Origin of the sequence: Chryseobacterium phocaeense, assembly GCF_900169075.1 — a bacterium.
GTDB classification, from domain to species: Bacteria; Bacteroidota; Bacteroidia; order Flavobacteriales; family Weeksellaceae; genus Chryseobacterium; species Chryseobacterium phocaeense.
The window spans coordinates 29,362-54,266 of the sequence record NZ_LT827015.1; the positions used below are offsets into that span (position 1 = coordinate 29,362).

Consider the following 24,905-nt stretch of genomic DNA (forward strand, 5'->3'; position numbering starts at 1 on the left):
TAAAAATCGAAAATATGGAATTAGGAATAGGCATGTTTGGTGACCTGGCTTTTGATCAGGCGACCGGAAAATACAGAGATGCAGGGGTAAAGATCCGTGAGATACTGGATCAGGTAAAATTAATGGATGAGGTGGGAATTGATGTTTTTGCAATGGGTGAGCATCACCGTCCTGATTATGCGGTTTCATCACCGGAAATGGTACTGGCCGGAGCGGCAAGTATTACCAAAAATATAAAACTGGCCAGTGGGGTTACGGTTTTAAGCTCCTCAGAACCTGTAAAAGTATATGAAGATTTTTCAACCCTAGATCTGATTTCAGACGGAAGAGCTGAAATATTTGTGGGAAGAGGAAGCTTTATAGAATCATTTCCTTTGTACGGCTACTCATTGAATGATTACGAGGAACTTTTTGATGAAAAACTGGAGCTGTTATTAAAGATTAACACGGAAGAAAATGTTACCTGGTCCGGAAAACTTCGGGCACCCATGCAGAACCAGACCGTTTATCCAAGAGCTAAAAATAATGGGAAGCTATCGATCTGGAGAGCGGTAGGAGGAACACCGCAGTCTGTTTTAAGTGCTGCAAAACTGGGAATGCCGCTGGTGGTAGCCATTATTGGAGGAATGCCGGTACAGTTTAGAAATTTAGTGGAATTCTATAAGCAGGAATACCAGAAAGCAGGCCATGATATGTCTCAAATGCACATCGCTATTCACTCGCATACATTTGTAAGTGAAGACCAGGCCGTAGTAGACGGATATTTCAATAATTACAAATCCCAGATGGACAGGATCGGGGCTTCAAGAGGCTGGGCGCCATACACCAAAATGCAGTATGAAGGCGGAAGAGCAAGAGAAGGAGCGTTGTTCATCGGAAATCCGGCAGAAGTTGCGGATAAGATAGCCTATATGAAAGAGATTTTTGGAATCACCAGATTTATCGGGCATATGGATGTGGGAGATCCGGCTCATGATGTGATGATGAAATCCATAGAATTATTTGGTGAAAAAGTAAAACCGGTTATTCAGAATTTATAAAAATGAAATCCTGCTGTTTATACAGCGGGATTTTTTCTGATCAGAAATTATTAATCTTATTATCGTTATTTTTGCTAAAAAAAGATGGAACCCTCCAAAGACCCGTTACACGGAAAAAGACTCGATGCTATCCTTGAAGAGCTGGTAGAATACTATGAAGGCTTTGAAAGATTAGGCGAGCAGATCAATATAAAATGTTTTACAGACAACCCAAGTATCAGTTCTTCCCTGAAGTTTCTTAGAAAAACTCCCTGGGCAAGGACTAAAGTGGAAAGCCTGTATCTCTATGTATTGAGACAGAAAAAAAGAGATGAAAAAAAGAACGGAAACTGAAAAAGGAATGACGGTTTAAAATTAACACGTTTTCCCGGTCAATCATTTCAAAAATAGTATATTTGTGATATTAATCGTGGAAAAATATCGCGAAAAAAAAGAAAAATATGACAATTGAAAACAATCATGTTGTAGCAGTACGTTACATTCTTCATACCATCGAAGAAGATGGAAGCAAGATTCTTGTAGAAGAAACAACAGCAGAAAATCCTCTTACGTTTTTATATGGCGTAGGAAGAATGATCCCTAAGTTTGAACAGAATATCCATGGTCTGAAAGCCGGAGATAAAGCATCTTTCGTGATTCAGCCTGAAGAGGCTTATGGAGAAAAAGATCCTAATTCAATCGTGCAGCTGCCACTTGATATGTTCCAGGAATCCGGAACTCCGCCGGTAGGAGCTATTTTACCTTTATCTGATGGTCAGGGTAATAATTTCCAGGCATTTGTAGTAGAGGTAACACCTGAAGCGGTAATTGCAGACCTTAACCACCCAATGGCGGGTAAAGTTTTAGATTTCGAGGTGGAAATTTTAAATACACGTCCGGCAACGGAAGAAGAACTGTCTCACGGTCATTCTCATGGAATTGACGGAACAGAAGCTCACTAAATAATATTAAATGTCCGAAAAAACTTCGGACATTTTTTTATTCTAAAAATTCTCCGCTCACATAAAACCAGCGGTTTTGAATCATTTTGAATTTTGATAATTCATGATGAATCTGCTTTTGCCCTTCCTCATCCGTATAAAACGCTTTAAATTCAACTTTGTTGGCAGAAGGCTTGTTCACAATTTCCAGTTTCGTCCATTCATTGATCTCACCCCATTGCTGCAGATCTTTTTTGTTGTGCAATTTCCGTTTCGAAGGAAGCGTGGTTTCCATTAAATATTCTCCATTTGGAATTGCAAAGGCCGAAAACCGTGAGCGCATCAATGCTTCTGCGGATGGAGCATGCTTTTCTCCGGTGTGGTAAGGCTTGCAGCATTCTTCGTATAATTTTCCTGAGCAGCAGGGACAATTCATATCTCTTCCTTTTAATGAACAAATTTAAGCGAATATTTTTTTGCTTCCCGCAGATTAAGCAGATTAAGCAGATTTATAAAAATAATGAGAAATTATACCGCAAGTATCTGCATAATCTGCAAAATCCGCGAGAGAATAATATCACATCAATAGGAACGGACTTTAGTCCGCTCCACATTAAAGAATTAATTCGTTATTCAATAGAAATGGGCTTTAGCCCATTTAAAAATGAAAAAAATCCGCAGGCTTTAGCCAAAACCTAAAAAAAGAAGCATCCTAAACGAATGCTTCTCTGTAAATTTATTTTATAAAACCTCTGTTTCTCAATAAAGGCTTGATATCCGGATCATGTCCAGTGAAATCCCTGAATGCCTGGTTAAGATCTACAGAATTTCCTACCGAAAGAATATATTTTCTGAAACGGTCACCGTTTTCTCTCGTCAGTCCCCCGTTATTTTTAATCCACTCCCATGCATCATTATCAAGGGTTTCAGACCATAAATAAGCATAATATCCTGCCGAATATCCTCCGCCCCAGATGTGGGCAAAATAAGGAGTATGGTATCTCGGCGGTACGGTGGCCAGGGTAAATCCATGGCTGGCTAATGACTGTTTTTCAAAATCCAGAACAGGAATCAGCTGGCTTTCTTTGGTTACCGTATGCCAGTCCATATCGAGAGCGGCCGCAGAAACAAGTTCTGTGGTCATATATCCCTGATTGAAAGTAGCCGCTTTTTTGATTTTTTCAACTAAAGCCTGTGGAATCGGCTGTTTTGTTTCGTAGTGAATGGCATAATTTTTAAGAACCACAGGATCTAAAGCCCAGTGCTCATTGATCTGTGAAGGGAATTCCACGAAATCTCTCGGAACACTTGTCCCGGAAAGGGATGGGTATTTCTGGCTGGCAAACATCCCGTGAATAGAATGTCCGAATTCATGGAACATGGTAGAAACATCATCATAGCTGATCAGTGACGGTTTTCCCGGAGCCGGCTTTTGATAATTGTAGCAGTTCACAATCACCGGTTTTGTTCCCAGCAGATAAGACTGCTCTACAAAGTTGCTCATCCACGCACCGCCGTTTTTAGAATCTCTCGTATAGAAATCCAGATAATAGATTGCAATAGATTTTCCGTCGTGGTCAAAAACTTCATAGGTCACTACATCAGGATGATAAACCGGAAGATCCGTTCTCTTTTTGAAAGTAAGCCCAAAGAATTTTTCAGCGGCATAAAACACCCCTTTTTCCAGAACCGTAGTCACTTCAAAATAAGGTTTGATCTGGTTTTCATCAAGATCATATTTCGCTTTTCTTACCTGCTCTGCATAGAAATTCCAGTCCCATGGTTCTACCTTAAAGCCTCCTTTCTGCTGATCAATGAGGTCTTGGATATCCTGTGCTTCACGTTTTGCAGTTTCCACGGCAGGCGTTGCAATCTGGTTCATCAGTTTTGTGGCGGCTTCCGGTGTTTTGGCCATCTGGTCCTGTAGCTTCCATTCAGCAAAGCTTGCTTTTCCTAAGGTCTGAGCTTTTTTAAGTCTCAGTTTGGCCAGTTTTTCAATTGTTTCCCTTGTATCATTTCCGTCTCCTTTTTCAGCTCTCAGCCATGAAGCTTTGAACAGCTTTTCTCTGGTTGCCCTGTTTTTCAGGTTCTGAAGAAGGGGCTGCTGGGTAGTATTCTGAAGGGCCAGAAGATATTTACCCGGTTGCCCCGCAGTTTTGGCATCGGCTGCTGCAGCCTCGATTTCATCGGCAGAAAGTCCGTCCAGTTCTTTGGCATCAGAGAAAAATACACCGCCCTGTTTTCTTGCTTCCAGTAATTTATTGGCATACTGCGTAGAAAGGGAGGCCAGTTCCTGATTGATCTGCTTTAATTTTTCCTTATCTGCGGCAGAAAGATTAGCTCCTGCAATTTCAAAATTCTGTTTGTAATATTGTACCAGTCTTTTTCCTTCCGCATGTAAACCGTCTTCTTTAATGGACTTGATTCTTTTGTATAAATTTTCATTCAGGTACATTTTATCGGAATGAGCAGCAAAAATGGGCGCATATTCCTCATCTAAAGCCTGAAGGGTAGGGTTGGTGTTCGCACTTGTAAGATTAGAGAAAACAATTAAAGCTCTTTTCAGGACTTCACCGCTTTTTTCCAGAGCAACAATCGTATTTTCGAAACTAGGGGCTTCCGGATTATTGGCGATCTTCAGGATCTCAGCATCATGCTGTTTAAGGCCAAAATCGAAAGCAGGTTTGAAATGTTCATTTTTGATTTTATCGAATTCCGGGGCTTCGTACTGAAGCTTGCTTTTCTTCATAAATGGGTTCGAAGATAAGGATGGATCGGTAACAGGAATTTCCTGTTGAGTATCGGTTTTCTTCATTGTAGTACAAGATTGGTTAAGTGCCAGGGCAGAAATTAACAATACCGATGAAATATTTTTCATAAATTAGTTGTTATTAAAGTATAAAGATATTAAAAACTTAATTTATAAAAGCAGTAAACATGAAATCAACAACTCTTTTTGTATTCTCAGCCGTTGCGCTGATGGCCTCATGTAATGAAAAGCATGACAGAAGAAACAATGGGAACAATAACAACGATAACAATAATAATGGCTGGGTAGACAAAGTGATCGACAAAGAAAGCGGCCCTGTGAGAGAAAAAACGTTTAACGGAGATTTTGATGAAATAGAGGTTTCACAAGCTATATCTGCTGAAATCATTAAATCGGATGTTGAAAAAGTGGTTCTTTCTGCTTCAGAGAATATCATTAACGAAATTCTTGTGGATAATGATAACGGAAAGCTTCATATCCACTACAAACGCGGAATCCGGGTGATGAACAGCCACAATGTGAAAGCAAAAATCTATACCAAAGATTTCTCTAAACTTACAGCCAATTCTGCAGCAAGCATTGTAATCAAGGATAAATTTACGCAGGATAAAATGGATATTGATATATCCAGCGCTGCCAGTGTTTCCGGAGATCTGGAAGCCAATGACTTTGATATTTCAGCGGACAGCAGCAGCAGTTTCAACGGAAAAGTATGGGCGGTAGATCTTGACATTGATGCCTCTTCCGCGGCAAGTATTGATATTTCGGGTAAAACCAAGAATGCAGACATCAGTTCTTCATCAGCAAGCAGTGTAAATGCCAAAGAAGTTGTGGCAGACAATGCAAAACTGGATGCATCAAGTGGTGCCAGTATTATGATCAGCGCTGTTTCTTCCCTGAATGCAGAAGCTTCCTCCGGAGGAAGTGTTGATGTTTCCAAAAGAGGTGAGCTTAAGACCATCACCAAGCAGGAAAGCAGTGGCGGAAGTGTAAGTGTTCAATAGGCAGATTATTTAAATAAATATAAGGATAACCCTTTAACTCTAAGTTAAGGGGTTATTTTTTTGTAATATAAAATCTGCAGAGAATTTTGTGACAGAATACTTTTTTAGAAATCAGGTTTCATTTTCCTCGTCATTTTCTTCATCTACTGACGAAGAACCTTCCCAATTCCTGTTATCAAAATTAAGGTTGTCATAAGCCAGTAATTCCTCCTCACGCTGGAGGATTTCTTTTGTAGTAAATAATAGGATCTCATCATCATCCTTTGCTTTGGCGAGCCTTCTGATAGAAGCTTTATCAATAGCCATAAACCGCTGCCCGAGGCGCCTTGCCGCATATTTTCTCATACCGGTTTCATGCAGGACGTCTACTGCCATATCCACAGCAGTTCCCAGAGTTTCACGGTAAATATTTTCAATCCCGTTGTTGAGATAATTGTAAGCGTCAATCCTGTTTTTGGCCCGTACAAAAATCCTTACCTTCGGATAATGTTCCCGTACAAGATCTGCAATAAACTTATTGTCATCCGGATCATCCAGGCATAAGACTAAAATTTCTGCATCTTCAATTCCGGCTGCCCTTAAAATAGGAATTCTTGTGGCATCCCCATAATAGACTTTAAAACCATAGCTTCTCAATAATTTCACGCGGTCTGAATCCCTGTCCAGGACTGTTGCCGAAATTTTATTGGCCTTTAAAAGACGACCTACCGTACTGCCGAAATGTCCAAAGCCTACAATGATAATCTTCTTCTGGCTTACATCATTGTCCAGGATACTAAAATCATTTTCATCTTCAGGAATTTCTTTAATGAATTTCGGAGTTATAAATTTGTCGTTGATAATAAGCAGGATAGGAGTGATACACATGGTAATAGCTGTTACCGCCATCATCTGGGCATTCATTTCAGGTCCCAGCAGATAAAGGTCTGAGGCGTAATTGAGCAGGACGAATGCAAACTCTCCTACCTGAGAAAGCGCAAAAGCATAAAATAGGCTCTGTGAGGTATCGATCCTGAAAAATTTGCCGATGGCGTACAGAACAATAAATTTAACAGCCAGCACAGCAAAGACTGTAGAAAAAATAAAAACAGGATCTTTCTGGATAATATTAAAATTGATGGTGGAACCTACGCTTACAAAGAATACGGCAAGAAGAAGTCCTTTAAACGGATTGATCTGCGCTTCCAGCTCATGCCGGAACTCACTGTTGGCCAGCATAACCCCTGCCAGGAACGCGCCCAATGCCGGAGATAGTCCTATACCTGCCATAAGCTCCGAAACCCCGATCACCAGAAATAAAGACGAAGCAGTGAGCAGTTCCGTCATCCCCGATTTTGAAACATATCTTAAAAAAGGAACAAATACATAGCGTCCCAAAAGGATCAGAATAGCTACTCCTAAAATTACGGTCCCGGCCTGCAGCCATTCCGGAAGTTTCTGGATAAGGATCTGGATCTCGTTATCATGGTGGCTTGATTTATAGTTGGCGATAATCGGAAGAATAGCTAAAATGGGGATTACGGCAATATCCTGGAACAAAAGGGTAGAGAACGAAGCTTCTCCGGCTGTGGTCTTCAGATTATTTTTCTCCTGAAGCGTCTGGAGTACAATAGCCGTGGATGACAGGGCAAAACACATGGCAATGGCAATGGCTTTATCTATCCGCCATCCTGCGCTCAGGAACACAAGGAAAAGGAGTGAGATCGAGAGAAGCATCTGTGTAAGCCCGAGCCCGACAATTTTCTTCCGCATTTCCCAGAATTTACGGGGTTCCAGTTCCAATCCTACCAGAAATAACAGCATAATCACCCCAAATTCACTGGCATGCATAATATCATTAACATCTTTCCCGGTAAGCCGCAATACATACGGACCAATGATAATTCCCCCTAAAATATACCCAATCACTGAACTGAGCCCGAATTTTCTCGCCAGCGGAACCATAATAATGGCTACACCTAAGAAAAGTAGAGTGTTCATTGCTAAGCTGGACTCCATAAATTATTGGTTAAGTAGTTCTGCAAATTCTTTTTTATGTAGAATGATATCTTTTTTGCTCAGTTTATTAGCCTCATAAACAATTTTAATATGTTTGATATCAGTCTTGAAAACCTTTAAAGAAACGATGAGACCGCTCACCAGTTCTTCTACCGTGTACTGATAGGTTCCGTTTTTTGTAAATGACCGTTCTTTTCCGCCTGTTGTGATCAGGATGTAGACTTCTTTTCCTTCCAAAGGATTAATTTCACCTTCCCTGAGCCAGTCCCGGTCGAAAACTTCATCAATCCATAACCGTAAAAGAGGAGGCATTCCAAACCAGATCAGCGGAAACTGAAAAACAAAACGATCATAGTTTTTCAATCTTTTCCTTTCCCTGAATGCAGCGATGTGAAAATCCGGATATTCCTCGTAAAGATCCCTAAGGGTATAATGCTGGTGGCGGACATAAAAATTAATAAGCTCTACATTGGAATTGGAGTGCTCTAAATAGGGATGTGCAAAAACTACCAGCGTCTTCTTCATAAACCTGTTTTCAGTAAATATAACGAAAAAATATTGAATAAAAGACGGGTTTTGTATGGTTTTATTAATTTTTTAATATGAAAATATGAAATTCATATTGTAATAAGTCAAAGAAATGATGTGATTTTAGTGTTTTAAATAAAAAATCGGGCAGTGAGCCCGATTATATTGAATTTGGTTATACCTGTTTACCATCCGCCGGAAGCACCGCCTCCGCCAAAGCTTCCTCCGCCTCCAAAGCCGCCGAATCCTCCTCCGCCACCGCCGGAGCTTCCGCCACCAAAGCCTCCTCCTCCGAAGCTGCCCGGGAAAGGAAAGAATCCGCCTGGATAATTTCTGCGCCCTCGTCTGGTGATAATCACATCATCGTCGTCATTATTGCCGCCGCCGCGCCCTCCGCCTCTGCTGCCAAAGATAATGGCAAGGAGTATAAAAATGACAAATGCGATAATAAGGATTTTAAAAGCACTGCCATTTCCTGAAGGTGCTGTGGTTTCCTGTGGTTTGAATTTTCCCTGAACCGCTTCCATGATTGCGGAAGTACCACGGTTGATCCCCTCGTACCATAATCCCTGTCTGAAATTGGGTGTAACAATATAATCAAGGATCTGGCCCGCTACGGAAGCTGTGAGATACTGTTCTACAGCCCGTCCCTGCTGGATAGACACGGTTCTGTCTTCAGTAGCAATAAGGAATACCACACCGTTATCCACGCCTTTTTTCCCGATGCCCCATTGCTGGCCGAACATCGTTGCCAGGAAATTGACATCTTCTCCTTTTGTGGAAGGGATAATGATCACTTCAATTTCTGTGGAAGTGGAATCTGCAAATTTTATCAGCTTATTATTCAGTTCATCTTTTTCCTGCTGGCTAAGCAGTCCCGCTTCATCAAACACAGGATACAGCACCGCCGGTTTTGGCGGAATCGTGTACTGTGCTGATACAAAAGTGTAAAAGCAGAAGAATAGAAATGAAAATACTATTTTAAGAGAATGTAATCTCATTAGACAGCTGATTGGGATTTTTTCCCTCTACAGGAAAATATTTTTTTAGTTCAAGACCGGTTTCCAGAATGCCGCTTTTTAAAGCTTTATAATAATTTCCTTTGGCAAATTCAGCAGTGATGTAGTCGTGCAGGTGATCCCAGTACGACTGGTGCACTTTGTCATGAATCCCGATATCACCAATGATGGTAAGATATTTCTGTTCAAAATTTACATGAAAAAGCACGGCATTCCTGTCGGCGGTTTTATTCATACAGAGTTCTTTGAAAACTTCAAATGCAGTCTGTGCATTTTCCGTTTCCGTATTCGAGTCAATGTGTATCCTGATCTCGCCTGTAGAATGTTCTTCCGCAGATTGTATCGCATCCACTAAGGAATTGATCTGCTCATTTGTCAGAAAACGGTTCATTATTTAAATACTTCAGGTGCTTTTTCTGCACCGGCTTCTGCCTTGAAGAAAGGTTTTTCTTTAAAGTTGGTAAAATTAGCCAGAATATTATTCGGGAACGTCTTGATGGTTGTATTATAATCTTTGGCCGCATCATTATAATACACCGTTTCGGTTCTGATGCTGTTTTCAATTGCCGTATATTCTCTCTGGAAATTGATGTACTGCTGATCAGCCTTTAAGTTCGGATAAGATTCTACCACAGCCATTAATCTGCTCAGTGCACCGGATAATTCACCCTGGGCAGCCTGGAATTTAGCCAGGTCAGCTTCCGTCATATTCGTTGGATCAATGTTGATAGAAGTAGCTTTTGAACGTGCTTCCACCACTTTTGTAAGCGTTTCCTGCTCGAATTTTGAATAGGATTTCACTGTTCTTTCCAGGTTCGGAATAAGGTTCGCCCTTTTCTGATACACAGTCTCTATATTAGACCATTTGGAATTCACATTCTGCTCTTTCGAAACAAAATTGTTATACCCGTTTTTCCCCCAGAAGAAGATGACACCAACAATGATAAGCAGTGCAATACCGATAGTTCCTGCACTCAGGCAGCCTTTATTTTTCATAGTTTATTTTTTTTAATTTTTTGTGCTAATCAAATATACAAATTATGTGCTAATTTTGTGAAAAATTATTAGAATGACAACAATAGTGGTGGCTATGGGAGAGAAGAATGAGATTGGTTTTAAAAATCAACTGCTGTGGCATCTTCCGAAAGATCTGAAACACTTTAAAGATATTACTTCCGGGCATCCGGTAATTATGGGACGAAAAACCTATGAAAGCATTGGAAAACCTTTGCCGAACCGCACCAATATTGTAATTTCCAGAAAGAAAGACTGGTTTGAAGAAGGGATCCTGATTGTGGGAAGTATTAAAGAAGCAGTAAAATTTGCGAAGAAAATTGATGAAAATGTGTTTATTATCGGTGGCGGGAATATTTATGAGCAGACGATGGAGATTGTTGATAAACTGGAAGTAACCCTGGTGAAAGCTGATCTGGAAGCAGATACCTTCTTTCCGAAAATCAATGAGAAAATCTGGAAGAAAACAGATGAAATCTGTCATGAAAAAGATGAAAAAAATCAATATGATTTCTGTTTTCAGACCTATGAAAGAATTTAATTTCTAAGGGATGAGTAATGAGTAATGAATGATGAGTTCTAAACGCTCTGTTGTCAAAACTTAAACTTTAAACTCTGAACTTTAAACTCGTAAAAACTTTAAATTTTATTATCTTTGCACTTCTAAAATTGAACAATGAATAAGTACATAAAAATTGTAATTGCAGCAGTTCTTATACTTTTAGGACTTTATATGATGTTTTTCACAAGAAGTCTGGGCTGGGGGATTGTAGTTTTCCTTCTGGCAGCACTGCCTATTTTACTTTTCTTTAAAAATGAATACATCCTGCTTGCCTTCTGGCAGCTGAGAAAACAGAATATGGAAAAAGCAGCACAATGGTTAACCAGTATCACCAATTACCAGGCGCAGCTTCACAAATCCCAATATGGGTATTTTCATTATCTGCAGGGACTCACACAAGCCCAGGAACATCCTGCAAAAGTGGAACCTCTGATGAAAAAAGCTCTGGAATACGGACTGAACATGAAGCACGACAGAGCAATGGCTACCCTGAACCTAGCAGCAGCAGCTATTTCCAAAGGGAGAAAACAGGAAGGGCAGAAACTTCTTGAAGAAGCCAAAAGATTAGACAGCGCCGGAATGATGACGGACCAGATCAAAATGATGAAAGATCAGCTGAAAATGCCTTCCATGCAGAAGCATATGCACAACCCGAATATGAGACAGAGAGGAAAATTCTTCTAAGAAAACTTATAGAAAACATAAAAAGCACCTGAACCGGGTGCTTTTTTATTTTAAATTTTACATAAATCTATTACATCTCAGAATTCTGGTCATAGCCATAAAACTTAGGCATCTGCCACTGGTATTTCACAGCCAGCGTTCTGATCGCCACAATCAGTAAAATAGTGAAAATCTGGATAAAAGTATAGGAAAGCGGAATAAACTTCGTCATGAGCAGGAACGCAGATCCTCCTACAATACATGCGGTGGCATAAATTTCTTTTCTGAAGATCAGTGGAATCCGGTTGAGGAGAATATCCCGGATAATCCCTCCGAAACAGCCGGTAATAGTTCCCAATGCAATACAGATCAGTGGATGAATTTCGGCATTGAGCCCTTTCTGAACCCCGATAATGGTAAACAGTCCCAGTCCGAAGCTGTCAAAAATAAAAAGGGTTACCTTAAAATTCTTTTCAATAGACTTAAAGATCATGGCAAAAATACTTGTTCCCAGGATCAGGGCACAGGTCAGCAGGTCATGCATCCAGAAAACAGGAATATCCAGAAGAAGATCTCTCACCGTTCCCCCACCCACAGAAGTCACGAACGCAATAATCAGAACCCCGAACGGATCCAGTCTTTTCTGCATTGCCGCAAAACTCCCTGACATCGCAAAGGAAATGGTACCGAGTACTTCTATGGCAAAATTGAACTGTTCGTGCATATGTGTTTATGGGTAATGAGTAATCGGTAATGAGTAATAAAAATTATGCCATTTAAAGTTGGGATAATTTAAATTTATAGGTAGTCATCACCTTTACAAGTTCTTCACATTCTGATTTTAATTCAACCATCTTTTCTGGACTCAGATATTCCAGTTCTTCTATAATTTCGAGCCAGAGCTGAGTTTCATCAATTTCTTCTACCACGATACACAGCTTCGCAAATTTTTCCTTTTCGGATCTTGCTCTTGAAACAGCTCTGTAATTGGCTGCAACAGATGTAGCTGATCTTATAATTTGCTTTCTTATAACCGAAAGAGCATCTGAATAAGGTAATGATGAAAGAGATTTAATCACAAGAACAGAGAAATTCTTAGTTCTCTCCCTGAATACCTGATTATAATCCATAGCTCCAAGATTACTCATTACCTATTACTCATTACTTATCTTTCTACTCTCACCGAGTCCGGAACCAGCAGCTCATATTCGCCGCCGTGGTTGATGATCTCTCTTACAATGCTGCTGCTGATGAAAGATTTTCCGGATGAGGTCAGTAAGAAAACAGTTTCCAGTTTTTTGTGGGCTAGCGTACGGTTGGTGTGGGCGATGGCTTTTTCAAATTCGAAATCGGCAGGATTTCTTAAACCCCTGATGATGTACTGTGCATTTTTTTCGAAGCAGTAATCTACCGTTAATCCTTCAAAATAATCTACTTCTACATTGGGAAATTCCGCCACGGAATTTTGGATAAACTCCATTCTTTTTTCCAGCGGAAACATATATTTTTTCTGGGAATTCTGCCCGATGGCGATAATCAGTTTGTCAAAAAGCGGTGCCGCTCTTTCAATGATATCATAATGTCCCAGGGTAATAGGATCAAAAGATCCCGGAAAAACAGCAATTTTCATGTTGTACGGGTTTCGTGTTATGGGGTTGCGAATTATAAGTTATGAGTTATGAGTTATGAGTTATGAGTTACGAGTTTTCGGTTTAGCCTTGATAACAAATGATAAACCTCCAACCTTCTCCCTTCTGACTTCCATACTCTAACTTCTAACCTCTAATATCTAACTTCTAATTTCTATTTCTTATTCAACGCTTTTTCTACTTCGTTTCCACAAAGGTCTGTAATGGATATTCCGTAAATTTTCGCCTGTTGTGGGAGAATACTTGCTGGTGAGAATCCTGGATTGGTATTCATTTCAAGCATGTAAGGAATACCGTCCATCAGGATGAACTCACTTCTTGAAAATCCGCTCATCCCAAGGGAATTGTAGGCTCTTTTTGAAATTTCCTCCACTCTGATTCTTGTGGCATCATCAATTCTTGCCGGCGTGATCTCTTCTGAAGCGCCTTCATATTTAGCTTCATAATCGAAAAATTCATTGGTTGGAACAATTTCTGTGATTCCCAGAACGATGGTTTCTCCTTTGTAATCGATAACGCCTACGGAAACTTCCATGCCGTCCAGGAAACTTTCAATCAGGATTTCATCATCTTCTTTGAAAGCTATTTCTGTAGCGGCAATCAGTTCTGATTTTTCTTTTACTTTTGAGATCCCAAGAGAAGATCCTGACTGGTTGGGTTTCACGAAAACCGGAAGGCCAAGGGTTTCTACAATCTCATCCGTATTGATTTCTTCCCCTTTTCTTAAATAAATGCTTTTGGCGGAAGGAATTCCGTATTTGGACAATACAGCTAATGTATCTTTTTTATTGAAGGTTAAAGCACTCTGGTAGAAATCACATCCGGTATATTTCTGTCCTATGGCATCCCAGTAGGCCTGAAGAATTCCGTTTTCGCCCGGAGTTCCGTGGATAATGTTGAAACAGGCATCAAATTTTAGCTTTTCATTGTTATTCAATGTTACTGAAAAATCCCCACGGTTGATTTCATATTTTTTGTCGTTTTCCCCTAAAAAATACCATTCATCTTTAAGGATAACCACTTTATATACATCATATAGATTTCTGTCCAGAGAATCATAAATCAACTGACCGCTTTTTAAGGAAACCACATATTCATCAGAATAGCCTCCCATAACAACGGCAACACTTTTTTTGCTCATAACCATTATAGTATCTGTTAAGGCAAATTTAATCATTTTATGTAATGCAATACGGGAAATTCAGAAATTTTAAAATTGAAATGAATTGTGTTAAATAAAAGCACATTTAAAATTATTAGCTATATTTGCCGTTATAATTAAAGTATTTTTAAGTATGCTTAAATCACTTTTCAATTGGAAAGTTTTACTGAATTTAGTAGTCGCCATCGGTGTTTTTGTGGGGTTGGTGTGGCTTACTTTCCGCTGGCTGGAATATCATACCAATCATGGTCAGGAAATTCCTGTGCCCAATGTTATTAACAAATCGGTGTACGATGCCGTAAAGATACTGGAAGATACCGGACTGGAATATGAAGTGGACAGTGCAGAATACAATCCTAAATATAAGCCTTTTCAGGTGTTAAAGATGCACCCGTTATCCAGCTCCCGCGTAAAGCCGGGATCACTGGTGAGAATTGTGGTGAACCCAAGAACATGGGCACCTATTACCGTTCCGGATGTAATCAACAGATATTCAGGGCTGGCTTTCCAGAGACTGGACCAGGTAGGCCTTAAAATTAATGATACCATCTATGAGCCGAGTATCCAGAAAGATGCTCTTTTAAGGATATTATATAAAGGAAATGCAGTGAATCCGGGGGCACGTCTTCCTAGATTTTCCGTAATTGATGTGGTGGTAGGTTCAGGACCTATGAGAAATATCTCCATTCCTAGTGTAGTAGGGCTTTCTGTTAAAGAAGCCAGAGCGGTTATTGCCAAAAGCATGTTTGAAGTAGGATTGGTAGAGCATGAAGACGGAAGTAAAGATGAATCTGATATTATCTATTATCAGGATCCTGCGGCCGGGGACGTAAGAGACCAGGGCATGCAGATTGACCTTTGGGCCAGTAAGAGAACTCCTGCTGAGCTTAGGGCTAAAGTGGAACAGCTGAACTCTATTTACCGTATGAAGGTAGATACATCACTGCCACCGGTGCATTATGACGAAGTTCCTGTTCATCAGGAGCCTACTTTTGATCCGCCTGCAGCAGCACCTGTACCTAGAAAAGAAGTTCCAAAAACGGAACCTGTGAAAACGGAACAGCCTAAAACAAGTGCGGCAACCGGAGTAAAACCTTCAGGAACCACCGCAGAAAAGCCTAAGACCACAACGACAGGCAGTCAGAACTCAGGAAGCAGCAATAAACCTGCATCCGGAAATACGGCACAGCAGCCTGCTCAGAAACCAAAGGCTAAGAAAGTAGTCGTAGAATAATAACAATTTATTATATAATATATAGGCTTCAACTGCAAAATGTTGGGGCCTTTTGTGTAAAAAAATAAAATAATGGCAGAAGATAACGAAGATTTTTTAGAAGAGGAATTATTAGAGTCGGACAGTCTCGGGAATATCGATATTGATGAGGAAAATAAGGGGCTTTACGAGCATCTTAATATTACGGTTGATCGAAATCAGGAGTCTACAAGAATCGATAAGTTCTTATTGACCTTCAGACAAAACTCTTCACGGAATAAAATTTCACAGAGCTGCAGAGCCGGAAATGTCGTGGTGAACGGAAATGTGGTGAAACAGAACTACCGCGTGAAGCCGGGTGACCAGATTTCGGTGCTTCTGGCTCATCCGCCAAGAGAAAATATTATTATTCCACAAGATATTCCTGTAAATATCGTTTATGAAGATGATGATCTGCTGGTAGTAGACAAAGAGCCTGGAATGGTGGTGCATCCCGGACATGGAAATTATGACAAAACGTTGGTGAATGCACTGGCTTTCCATTTTGAAAAAATCGGGCTGAAATCCGATCTGGACAGGGTGGGTCTTGTTCACAGGATTGATAAAGACACATCGGGGCTTATCGTTATTGCGAAAAATGAATTTGCACTGAGCTTTTTAGCGAAACAGTTTTTCAACAGGACCACCAAAAGATTGTATTGGGCTTTTGTCTGGGGAAATCCTCAGGAAGACGAAGGGACCATCAGAGGGCATATTGGAAGACACCCGAAAAACAGGATGCAGATGTCCGTTTATGAAGATGGAAGTCACGGGAAACATGCAGTGACCCATTATAAGGTATTGGAGCGTTTTAAATATATGACTTGGGTGGAATGTAAACTTGAAACGGGAAGAACCCACCAGATCAGGGCTCATTTCAAACATATAGGCCATACTTTATTTAATGATGAAAGATATGAAGGCGATACCCCGCTGAGAGGCGTGAATCTTCCTAAGTATAAGCAGTTTATAAAAAATGTATTTGAGATCCTGCCAAGACATGCCCTTCATGCGCATACATTAGGGTTTATACATCCTACTACAAGAAAGGAATTATACTTTGAGAGCCCAATGCCGAAAGATATGGCGGATGCTGTAAAAAAATGGAGAAATTATTTAGAAAACTAAAAATATATTGAGAATTTTTTTATATTTGTTGAATTGAAATCAAGATTTGTTATGAGAAAACTATATGCTATCGTATGTTTAGCTCTTTTGTCAAATGCATACAAAGCACAAGAATCACTACCATATTATCAGCAATATCTTCTGGATGGTGAATTCCTGTTCAACCCAGCTCAGTACGGAAAGACCGATTACGTGCAGCTTAATGCTAATTACCACAAGCAATTTGACAAGTTTAGCGATTCTCCAAATACGCAGTCTATAGGAATCAACGGGAACATCTTCGACAGAGTAGGAGCAGGGCTTTCTATTTTCAGAGATAGTAACGGGCCTATTTCGGCAGGAGGAATCACGGCAGGAGCGTCATACTTTATTCCACTAAGTAGTGAAGGAGAAAGAAAAGACCAGTTCTCTTTTGGTACCAGTGTTTCATTCTATAATATGAACTTCGACTATACTTCAGTGAACGTTGAAGATGGTTATGATCCATTATTGATCGGAAAAGAAGGGAATATTTTTATGGCATATGCCAACTTCGGAGCAGCAGCTACCTATAGAAACATTTTTGCGGGAGTATCGGTAAACGATATCGCACTAAGCAATGATAAGGCTATCGTAAACGGAATTGAGCCTTCACCAATTAAATTCTTCTTAAACTTAGGATACAACTGGCATTTTGCGGACAATATCTATGTAACGCCATCAGCGTTGATCAACCTGAATACCAATTCAACCAGAATGATCGACTATAACTTAATGGCGACTTTCTTTAATGATATCAACTCATTCTCTGCCGGAGTAAGCTACAGAACGGTACAGAACAGATTCGACAGCCAGCAGCTTCAGGTGGCACCGGTTGTTAAAGTAAGATTTAACAAGTTCATGGTGGGAGCTACCTACAACATCGGAATGTCTGATATCCAGACTTACGGAGGGAACAGCTTCATGATCAGCTTAGGCTATAACTTTGATAACTTTATTAATCATAGAGGATATAGATACTAATATGATTTAATTTAAATAAATTTGAGCTCTGAAATTTTCAGAGCTTTTTTTATGATATATATTCACATTCCATTCTGCAGACAGAAATGCAGCTACTGCAATTTTCACTTTTCCACCTCTTTGAATTTTAAAGATGAAATGATCAGTGCCATGAAGACCGAAATAAGACTGAGGAAAGATGAGCTGCAGGACACGAGCTTAAAATCACTGTATTTTGGAGGCGGCACTCCGTCTATCCTTTCTGCAGATGAAATCCGTTCCATGATTGATGAGGTGCTGAAATATTTCAGTTTTGACCATGATATTGAAGTTACTTTAGAAGCGAATCCGGATGATCTGGATAAAAATTTCTTAAAACAGCTTGCAGATTCTCCGGTTAACCGGCTCTCTATCGGAACCCAGAGCTTTTTTGATGAAGATCTTAAAATGATGAACCGTGCCCATAATGCTTCAGAAGCAGAAGGTTCCATCAAGAGGGCTCAGGATTTTGGATTTGAAAATTTAAGTATAGATTTAATTTACGGTTCACCAACCTCCAATCTGGAGATCTGGAAAGAGAATTTAAACAAGACCATCGCACTTGAAGTTCCGCATGTTTCATCTTATGCACTGACCGTAGAACCTAAAACAGCTTTGGAAAACTGGATTTCGAAAGGTAAAATTTCAAGTCCGCGGGAAGAAGAGCAGAATAAAGAATTCTATTACCTGTCTGATTTCTTAAAAGACAACGGATTTGAACATTATGAAGTCTCCAATTTTGCAAAACCCGGCTTTTATTCAAGGCATAATTCGGCTTACTGGAAATATAGAGAATATCTGGGAATAGGTCCCTCAGCGCACTCTTACAACGGTTTTGATGTGAGAAGCTGGAACGTGGCCAACAATCAGCAGTACATTAAAAAATTGCATACCGGAATTCTGGCCAAAGAAGAAGAAATCCTGTCCCAGGAAGACCAGTTCAATGAAATGATCATGATTGGCCTGAGAACCATCTGGGGAGTAGATCTTGAAAGTCTAAGCCGGAAATTCTCCGGAAAAGTTCTGGAGCATTTTCATCATGAGATCAAATCCAAATTAGAAGAAGGAATTCTGATCACCGAAAACAACCATTTGAAAATACCGGAAAAGCACTGGTTTATGGCGGATGGAATTGCTTCAGATTTATTTTTGGTGTAATATTTATTAGTGTATATTTGAATATATACTTAAATAAAAACTATCACCATGAGGAAAAACGTATTGTTATTTTTTCTTTTTTTAGGCGTTCTGCACTTTTCTCAAAAACCAATATTTACAAAAGCAAAAGTTAATGCAGTAAATATGTACAGAACGTCTGCGGAGCTCCAGAACATCATCAATGTGTCTGTGCCTGCCGGAAACTCTGAGATCGTTATCACCAATATTTCGGATGAAATTGTAGAAAAATCGGTACAGATCAATACCAATAATAAAGAGATCTCCGTTCTTTCCGCTCAATACAGAGACGGTTACGATTCAAAATATTCTGAAACCAATAACCCCAGCGGGAAAAAAATTAAAGACAGCATTACGATTTTAGAGAATCTTAGTACGAAAATCAATATTGAAAGGCAGACCAATGAAAAAACGCTGGAGCTTTTAGACAAAAACCAGGGGCTTTTGGTAGGGAGCAATACATCAAGTGTTGCCCAGCTGATGCAGCTGACGGAATATTATAAGACGAAAAGAAATGAAATAAGCATTGCCCAGATTGATATTAATAAAAAATATACAGACACCATTCTGAAGCTGGAAAGGTTAAGAAACCGGTTAAAAGCAAATGCAGACGCTGAAGAAACATTCTCTGACGGCGTTCTTGTTCTGAAAGTCGTAAGCAGCACGGCAGGAAATGCAAAAATGAATTTAGGATATCTGGTAGAAAACGTTTCCTGGGAGCCGTTTTATGAGGTGAAAGGGAATAAGCTCACAGAACCTCTGGATGTCACTTTCAAAGCAAAAGTGAGACAGGATACAGGTTTGGACTGGAAGGGCGTAAAACTCTCACTGATCAACGCCCGTTCTTCAAGAAATAATGTAGCCCCGGTAATGAATCCGTGGTTTCTGAATTCGTATAAAAATGAAGAAAGAGCAAATTTGGGCTACTCCAGTGGAAAAGATACAGTTCGAACTCAGAACATTGAAGAGGTTGTTATGGTAGGTTATGGCATTAAAATTAATGAAAACCAGCTGAACGTAAGCTTTGATACAGACATTCCCTACGATATACTTTCCAATAATGAAGACCATTTCATTAACCTGAAACAGATAAAAATTCCTGCCGATTTTAAGTACTATGCGGTTCCAAAATATAATACCAATGCCTATCTGGTGGCAGATATCAAAGATTTCAACAAATACAATCTCATCTCAGGTTCTGCCAGTGTCATCTTTGAAAATATGTATGTAGGGGAAACCAGAATAAATCCTAACCTGACTGATGATAAAATGAGCATTACCCTCGGTGACGACAAAAAAATCAGTATACGTAAGGAAATAGTAAATGACAAATCAAGCGAGAAGCTGTTTTCCTCTTACCAGGAAAAAACTTTTGCCTATGATCTTATTATCAGGAATAACAAAAAAGAGGCAGTCACAATGGATCTGAGAGATCAGATTCCTTTAAGTAAAGATGAAGCCGTAAAGATTGAACTGCTCCAGAGCGATAATGCTGATCTTAATAAAGAAAAAGGATTTTTAACCTGGAATCTTAAAATTTCCCCATCCGAAACTAAGAAAATCAGAATAAGCTATAAAGTAAGATATCCTAAAGATTTTTCAATCGGTAATCTTAATTAAAATAGCCAATTATTCAGTATTTTTGTATAAAATTCAGCTCACTTGAAAACTAAAAAGCAAGATTATTCACATCTTTCACAAAGCCAGCCGATCGGTATTTTCGATAGCGGGGTGGGAGGTCTTACCGTAGCCAAAGAGATCAAAAGACTTCTTCCCCATGAGGATCTGATCTATTTCGGAGATACCAAACACCTTCCGTACGGTGAAAAATCAAAAGATGCAATCATAGAATATTCTACCAAGATCACCAATTTCCTGCTTGAGCAGAACTGCAAAGCGATTGTTATTGCCTGCAATACAGCTACAGCTAATGCTCTGAACGAAGTCATGCAGTCTGTAAACGGAAAAGTTCCAGTAATAGACGTTATTAATCCTGTTGCTGAAAAAGTAGCGTATGAGATTCACAATAATGTGGGAGTTATTGCAACGAAAGCAACGGTGAATTCCGGATTGTATAAAAAAAGCATCAGAAAACAGAATAAGTGGATCAAAGTAGACGAGCTGGCCACTCCTTTATTGGTTCCTGCTATTGAAGAGGGATTTAAAAACCACCCGATTACGCATGCGATTATCTACAATTATCTGAGCAATAACAAGCTGAAAAATATAGAAACCTTGATTCTGGGCTGCACCCACTATCCTTTGCTGATTGATGAGATCAAACAGTATTACGGAAACAGGGTTCGTGTGATTGATTCTCCCAATATTGTAGCTAATCACCTGAAGATCATTCTGGATAAATATCACCTTCTTAATGAGAATAATCCAAAACCGAGCTATCATTTCTATCTTTCGGATCTGACGAAAAACTTTGAGAAAATCTCCAAAAAATTCTTCGGAAAATCCATAGATCTGGAACTGAAAGTATTATAAGACAAAAAGCTGTTTCACCCGAAACAGCTTTATTTTTGATATAGCACCTTTATACACTACGGCTCTACAATTACCATTTCACTTTTAAGCCTCCTTTTCGGAGTGGTTGCGGGATGGTTGCTGTCAGTTTCTGCTCTCTTTCCGATAGCTACTGCAAATAGCGTTTCATAAGAGTTATTTTTCAGGATTGCATCATATTTTTCAGGTTCAATACCTTCCATTGGCGTGGAATCTATTCCCATAGCGGCGCAGGCGGAAAGAAGCACTCCCAGCGAAAGATAAACCTGGTGTCCCATCCATGAACGAATAGCAGCCTCACCATTGGGCTTTACCATAGTTCTGTAATAATTCACCGAGCCTTCCGGAAGGTTTTCCTCAATCTGCTTTTCAAAATCCGCCGGGTTTTTCAACACCTGAAAAACGATGACGTGGCTGCTGTCCAAGACTTTTTCCTTGTTAAAATAAGAAGCTTCCGCCAGTTGTTCCTTCAGCTCAGGTTTATTTACGAAAATGAAATTCCATGGCTGGCTGTTGATGGAAGAGGGACTTAAGCTAAGGATCTCCTTTAATTCTGCAATCTGTTCTGCACTTATTTTTCCCTGAGGATTATACTTTTTAACGGTATACCTCTTTTTCATGTGTTCTAAAAAGTTCATAATTTTATACTATCATTTTTATAGTTACAAAATTAATGTAAGTTTATTATCTTTGCAATAACGGTAAAAAATGATAGTATAAAAATGTATACCATAGACAATAAAGAATATCCATGCTGTACCAGCGTAACCATGAAGTTTATCGGGGGGAAATGGAAGGCAGTTATTTTATTTCATCTTACGGATGGCCCCAAAAGATATAACGAACTGAGAAAACTGATCCCTACCATCACAGAAAGAACATTAAGCCTGCAACTGAAGCAGCTTGAGGAAGATCATATCCTCAACAGGAAAGTATATACGGAAAAACCTCCTTTGATGGTAGAATATACACTGACGGACTTCGGGAAAACATTGCTACCCGTCATTGAAGCCATTACCAGCTGGGGGAGGGCAGCGCCGGATCTTTCGGTAAAAAAAATCATCAGGAATTAAATTTCCTGATGATCATCTTTATTCGGTTCGAAAAAACTGAAACTTACGTTTCCGTATTTCCGGGTATCAATTAAATTGGGATGCTCCAGCTTCATCCTGCTCTGATGCTCTACAATGAAAACGCCGTTGGGCTTGACAAATTTATTGTTCAAAACCAAAGACAGCAGTTCATAATATTTTTTTTCTTCCATTTCAAAAGGAGCATCGGAAAATACAATCTCAAAGCTTTTCTTGTTTCTGAATTTTTTAAGCCAGTCAAAAACATCGCCTCGCTGAACATTGATCTGTAAAGACATATCAAGTTCCGAAGCCGTAGAATTGATGAAGCTTGTATGCTTTGGGTTCAGCTCCACTGAGGTTACATCCTGGCATCCTCTGGAAGCAAATTCAAAGGTGATGGAGCCAATGCCTGCAAAAAGATCAAGCACGGAAATCGACTGCATGTCGTATTTATTTTCAAGGATACTGAACAGCGCTTCCTTGGCAAAATCCGTGGTGGGTCTTACTTCAAAATTTTTGGGTGCAGCTATTTTTTTGGCTTTCCATTTGCCTGAAATTATTCTGAACATATTTAGTTAGGGTTTAGGTATCAGGTTTTAGGGGCGAGGGAAACACAGTAAGGCTAGGCCCTGTTCCCTTATTCCTAATCCCTTTAATTAAGTATAAAATTTTTATTAGGAACGTTGTCAAAAACAATTCTCATATTTTTGACGAATTTCTGAAGCTCAGAGATAAAAGTTTCGTTTTCCGTGGTTTCGCCGTAAGCATAAAAGTTGGTTTCATTGATTCCAAAACCAATTTTACTCAGCGTAAACATCACGAAGTACAGAAAATCTACTTCAGAATTCACATCCAGATTATTGTACAGGATCACTTTCTTGTTATCGATAGCGAAAAATTCGCACTGGTTATGATACAGATTGATGTGAATCTCTTTAGTATTTTTATTATGGATTGAATTTAAAAACTTTTCTCCGGAAAAATTAAAATGAACCGGTACTGCCAGCTCCTTAATTTTTTTATAAAAGTTTTTCGGGAACGTGTAATAAAACTGTACACCGAATTTTTTATTCACGGAAAGCATCAGTTCTTCTTTTTCCCTGTCCGCCGGAGCATTGAACGCAATCAGCTCAAAACCGGCATCATGTTCCGAAAAACCTTCGGGCATCAGCGTAAAATGATTCAGTGCAGAAATCACATGGATCTCCTCAAACCTTTGCTTAAGAAGAACTTCATCCAGTTTCTCCTCAATAAGATTCTCCGGTGTTTCTTCAGTAACGAAATAAGACTTTTCTTCCAGAATGCTTTTGTTCTTTACAATCTGGTAGATTAATCCGTCTTTGGTAAAAAGTAAATTAAGTACGTTCATATTTCAATTAGATGCAAATTTAGTGAAATTCTATCATAACGGCACCGGATTGATGATGAAGTATTTCCTTATTGTAAAAATCAATATCGCGCTGGCTTTCCAAAACATCCATCACCATTTTCTGCAGCGTTCCGTCACCAATCCCGTGAACAATTTCCAGTCTCTTCAGATGGTGCTTTCTACAGAAATCAAGAACCTCCGTTAATTTTGCTTTTTGAATGAAAAGTCTTTCAAAACTGTCATATTCACTGGGGTTTTTAACCAGATTTTCAAAATGAAGATCCAGAACCATATGATTTTTCTGATGCTTTTTCGAAATAATTTTTTGAGGCTCTGCTTTTTTTACCACCCGGATATTTTCGTAAAGATCCGCATTTTTAGGAACCAGTTTTTCTTTGGGATACTGATAGGTAAATCCATATTCGTCCTTAAAAACCACGATATTCCCATTCACGGAAGTAACAATTCCGCTTAAATCTTCATCTACTACAGAAACCTGGTCCCCGATTTTCATATATTTTGCTGCTTCTTTTAAATGTAAGATTAATTTTTCGGCCCCAGTTCAATAATTTCCAGATCTTTGACTTCGTCACCATCTACAACAAAACGCATCATGGTTCTCGTTTTATGCCATCCCAGTTTTCCGCAGGCTCCGGGATTCAGATGCAGAAGATTGTTTTTCTGGTCAAACATAGCCTTTAAAATATGGGAATGTCCTGAAATAAAAAGTTTGGGTGCTTTTTCAGAGATTTCTTTATTGGTAAGCGGCGTATATTTTCCGGGATACCCACCAATATGAATCATTAAAACTTCAAGATCCTCACAGAAAAAACGGTTCACTTCCGGAAACTCGGCCCGGATTTTAGCGTTGTCTATATTTCCGTAGACTCCTTTTAAAGGCTTGATTTTTTCCAGTGCCTCTATGACTTCCATACTTCCGAAATCACCGCAATGCCAGATTTCATCGGCCTGACGGGCATATTCTAAGATGCGGTCGTCTATATAAGAATGGGAATCGGAAAGAAGAAGGATTTTTGTCATTAAGAT

Annotated in this window: 29 protein-coding genes; 13 read left to right on the forward strand and 16 right to left on the reverse strand. The window is 39.5% G+C overall.

The features are described 5' to 3' along the window. The first annotated feature begins 14 nt into the window (after positions 1-14). The 3 genes from B7E04_RS06900 (at position 15) to B7E04_RS06910 (ending at position 1,981) form a co-directional block, all read left to right on the forward strand. Positions 15-1,040, forward strand: a complete 1,026-nt coding sequence (locus tag B7E04_RS06900; RefSeq protein WP_080778006.1) for an LLM class flavin-dependent oxidoreductase — start codon at positions 15-17, stop codon at positions 1,038-1,040. A gap of 84 nt (positions 1,041-1,124) precedes the next feature. Continuing rightward, positions 1,125-1,373 (forward strand): VF530 family protein, encoded by a 249-nt coding sequence (locus B7E04_RS06905; protein ID WP_080778007.1) that lies wholly within the window; start codon positions 1,125-1,127, stop codon positions 1,371-1,373. Between the two features lie 107 nt (positions 1,374-1,480). After that, on the forward strand, positions 1,481-1,981 hold the full coding sequence (locus B7E04_RS06910; RefSeq protein ID WP_080778008.1) for an FKBP-type peptidyl-prolyl cis-trans isomerase: 501 nt from the start codon (positions 1,481-1,483) through the stop codon (positions 1,979-1,981). A gap of 37 nt (positions 1,982-2,018) precedes the next feature. On the opposite strand, the gene B7E04_RS06915 is transcribed toward B7E04_RS06910, so the two are convergent. Both B7E04_RS06915 and B7E04_RS06925 read right to left on the reverse strand, forming a co-directional pair. Continuing rightward, positions 2,019-2,396, reverse strand: coding sequence for a YchJ family protein (locus tag B7E04_RS06915; RefSeq protein ID WP_080778009.1), 378 nt, complete (start codon positions 2,394-2,396; stop codon positions 2,019-2,021). A gap of 300 nt (positions 2,397-2,696) precedes the next feature. Next, positions 2,697-4,838, reverse strand: a complete 2,142-nt coding sequence (locus B7E04_RS06925; protein WP_080778011.1) for a M3 family metallopeptidase — start codon at positions 4,836-4,838, stop codon at positions 2,697-2,699. Positions 4,839-4,897: 59 nt separating this feature from the next. Here B7E04_RS06925 and B7E04_RS06930 point away from each other — a divergent pair, with 59 nt between their 5' ends. Next, on the forward strand, positions 4,898-5,734 hold the full coding sequence (locus B7E04_RS06930; RefSeq protein WP_080778012.1) for a head GIN domain-containing protein: 837 nt from the start codon (positions 4,898-4,900) through the stop codon (positions 5,732-5,734). A 111-nt stretch (positions 5,735-5,845) separates the two neighbouring features. Here the strand turns inward: B7E04_RS06930 and B7E04_RS06935 are convergent, their stop codons facing one another. From B7E04_RS06935 to B7E04_RS06955, 5 genes are all read right to left on the reverse strand, one after another. Then, positions 5,846-7,732 (reverse strand): monovalent cation:proton antiporter-2 (CPA2) family protein, encoded by a 1,887-nt coding sequence (locus tag B7E04_RS06935; RefSeq protein WP_080778013.1) that lies wholly within the window; start codon positions 7,730-7,732, stop codon positions 5,846-5,848. Positions 7,733-7,735: 3 nt separating this feature from the next. Beyond that, positions 7,736-8,257: an NAD(P)H-dependent oxidoreductase gene (locus B7E04_RS06940; RefSeq protein ID WP_080778014.1), complete on the reverse strand. Its 522-nt coding sequence runs from the start codon at positions 8,255-8,257 to the stop codon at positions 7,736-7,738. A 188-nt stretch (positions 8,258-8,445) separates the two neighbouring features. Further along, the gene (locus B7E04_RS06945; protein WP_080778015.1) at positions 8,446-9,261 is read right to left on the reverse strand and encodes a TPM domain-containing protein; all 816 of its coding nucleotides are present in this window, start codon (positions 9,259-9,261) and stop codon (positions 8,446-8,448) included. Beyond that, positions 9,242-9,670, reverse strand: coding sequence for a TPM domain-containing protein (locus B7E04_RS06950; RefSeq protein ID WP_185117070.1), 429 nt, complete (start codon positions 9,668-9,670; stop codon positions 9,242-9,244). The genes B7E04_RS06945 and B7E04_RS06950 overlap by 20 nt, the downstream gene beginning before the upstream one ends. Continuing rightward, complete coding sequence (locus B7E04_RS06955; RefSeq protein ID WP_080778017.1) at positions 9,670-10,275, reverse strand: LemA family protein; 606 nt, start codon at positions 10,273-10,275, stop codon at positions 9,670-9,672. The genes B7E04_RS06950 and B7E04_RS06955 overlap by 1 nt, the downstream gene beginning before the upstream one ends. A 73-nt stretch (positions 10,276-10,348) precedes the next feature. On the opposite strand from B7E04_RS06955, the gene B7E04_RS06960 reads away from it, so the two are divergent. After that, positions 10,349-10,834, forward strand: coding sequence for a dihydrofolate reductase (locus B7E04_RS06960; protein ID WP_080778018.1), 486 nt, complete (start codon positions 10,349-10,351; stop codon positions 10,832-10,834). A 135-nt stretch (positions 10,835-10,969) separates the two neighbouring features. Next, the gene (locus tag B7E04_RS06965; RefSeq protein WP_080778019.1) at positions 10,970-11,539 is read left to right on the forward strand and encodes a tetratricopeptide repeat protein; all 570 of its coding nucleotides are present in this window, start codon (positions 10,970-10,972) and stop codon (positions 11,537-11,539) included. A gap of 70 nt (positions 11,540-11,609) precedes the next feature. Here the strand turns inward: B7E04_RS06965 and B7E04_RS06970 are convergent, their stop codons facing one another. From B7E04_RS06970 to B7E04_RS06985, 4 genes are all read right to left on the reverse strand, one after another. Next, on the reverse strand, positions 11,610-12,242 hold the full coding sequence (locus tag B7E04_RS06970; protein ID WP_080778020.1) for a trimeric intracellular cation channel family protein: 633 nt from the start codon (positions 12,240-12,242) through the stop codon (positions 11,610-11,612). Positions 12,243-12,294: 52 nt separating this feature from the next. Continuing rightward, positions 12,295-12,666 carry a four helix bundle protein gene (locus B7E04_RS06975; RefSeq protein ID WP_228439850.1) on the reverse strand — a complete coding sequence of 124 codons (372 nt, stop codon included), beginning with the start codon at positions 12,664-12,666 and terminating at the stop codon, positions 12,295-12,297. A gap of 17 nt (positions 12,667-12,683) precedes the next feature. Beyond that, positions 12,684-13,148 carry a pantetheine-phosphate adenylyltransferase gene (gene coaD, locus B7E04_RS06980; RefSeq protein ID WP_027373487.1) on the reverse strand — a complete coding sequence of 155 codons (465 nt, stop codon included), beginning with the start codon at positions 13,146-13,148 and terminating at the stop codon, positions 12,684-12,686. Positions 13,149-13,321: 173 nt separating this feature from the next. After that, positions 13,322-14,308 (reverse strand): D-alanine--D-alanine ligase, encoded by a 987-nt coding sequence (locus tag B7E04_RS06985; protein WP_080778022.1) that lies wholly within the window; start codon positions 14,306-14,308, stop codon positions 13,322-13,324. Between the two features lie 154 nt (positions 14,309-14,462). On the opposite strand from B7E04_RS06985, the gene B7E04_RS06990 reads away from it, so the two are divergent. The 6 genes from B7E04_RS06990 (at position 14,463) to murI (ending at position 21,398) form a co-directional block, all read left to right on the forward strand. Then, a complete protein-coding gene (locus B7E04_RS06990; protein WP_080778023.1) occupies positions 14,463-15,563 on the forward strand; it encodes a PASTA domain-containing protein in 1,101 nt (366 codons plus the stop codon). Positions 15,564-15,635: 72 nt separating this feature from the next. Beyond that, complete coding sequence (locus B7E04_RS06995) at positions 15,636-16,709, forward strand: RluA family pseudouridine synthase (RefSeq protein WP_080778024.1); 1,074 nt, start codon at positions 15,636-15,638, stop codon at positions 16,707-16,709. A 51-nt stretch (positions 16,710-16,760) separates the two neighbouring features. After that, positions 16,761-17,711, forward strand: coding sequence for a PorP/SprF family type IX secretion system membrane protein (locus B7E04_RS07000; RefSeq protein WP_080778025.1), 951 nt, complete (start codon positions 16,761-16,763; stop codon positions 17,709-17,711). A 51-nt stretch (positions 17,712-17,762) separates the two neighbouring features. Further along, positions 17,763-18,887, forward strand: a complete 1,125-nt coding sequence (gene hemW, locus B7E04_RS07005) for a radical SAM family heme chaperone HemW (RefSeq protein ID WP_080778026.1) — start codon at positions 17,763-17,765, stop codon at positions 18,885-18,887. Between the two features lie 48 nt (positions 18,888-18,935). Then, on the forward strand, positions 18,936-20,525 hold the full coding sequence (locus B7E04_RS07010; protein WP_080778027.1) for a DUF4139 domain-containing protein: 1,590 nt from the start codon (positions 18,936-18,938) through the stop codon (positions 20,523-20,525). Positions 20,526-20,567: 42 nt separating this feature from the next. Then, positions 20,568-21,398, forward strand: coding sequence for a glutamate racemase (gene murI, locus B7E04_RS07015; protein WP_080778028.1), 831 nt, complete (start codon positions 20,568-20,570; stop codon positions 21,396-21,398). A gap of 56 nt (positions 21,399-21,454) precedes the next feature. Here murI and B7E04_RS07020 read toward each other — a convergent pair whose 3' ends face one another. After that, positions 21,455-22,054 (reverse strand): nitroreductase family protein, encoded by a 600-nt coding sequence (locus B7E04_RS07020; protein ID WP_080778029.1) that lies wholly within the window; start codon positions 22,052-22,054, stop codon positions 21,455-21,457. An 84-nt stretch (positions 22,055-22,138) separates the two neighbouring features. On the opposite strand from B7E04_RS07020, the gene B7E04_RS07025 reads away from it, so the two are divergent. Beyond that, positions 22,139-22,489 carry a winged helix-turn-helix transcriptional regulator gene (locus B7E04_RS07025; protein ID WP_080778030.1) on the forward strand — a complete coding sequence of 117 codons (351 nt, stop codon included), beginning with the start codon at positions 22,139-22,141 and terminating at the stop codon, positions 22,487-22,489. On the opposite strand, the gene B7E04_RS07030 is transcribed toward B7E04_RS07025, so the two are convergent. The 4 genes from B7E04_RS07030 to B7E04_RS07045 all read right to left on the reverse strand — a co-directional run bounded on the left by B7E04_RS07030 (position 22,486) and on the right by B7E04_RS07045 (position 24,899). Continuing rightward, on the reverse strand, positions 22,486-23,058 hold the full coding sequence (locus B7E04_RS07030; protein ID WP_062653000.1) for an RsmD family RNA methyltransferase: 573 nt from the start codon (positions 23,056-23,058) through the stop codon (positions 22,486-22,488). The genes B7E04_RS07025 and B7E04_RS07030 overlap by 4 nt on opposite strands. An 83-nt stretch (positions 23,059-23,141) precedes the next feature. Next, on the reverse strand, positions 23,142-23,858 hold the full coding sequence (locus B7E04_RS07035) for a DUF3822 family protein (protein ID WP_080778031.1): 717 nt from the start codon (positions 23,856-23,858) through the stop codon (positions 23,142-23,144). A gap of 19 nt (positions 23,859-23,877) precedes the next feature. Then, the gene (locus B7E04_RS07040; protein WP_080778032.1) at positions 23,878-24,372 is read right to left on the reverse strand and encodes a Smr/MutS family protein; all 495 of its coding nucleotides are present in this window, start codon (positions 24,370-24,372) and stop codon (positions 23,878-23,880) included. 29 nt (positions 24,373-24,401) lie between these two features. Beyond that, positions 24,402-24,899: a metallophosphoesterase family protein gene (locus tag B7E04_RS07045; RefSeq protein WP_080778033.1), complete on the reverse strand. Its 498-nt coding sequence runs from the start codon at positions 24,897-24,899 to the stop codon at positions 24,402-24,404. Between the last annotated feature and the right edge of the window lie 6 nt (positions 24,900-24,905).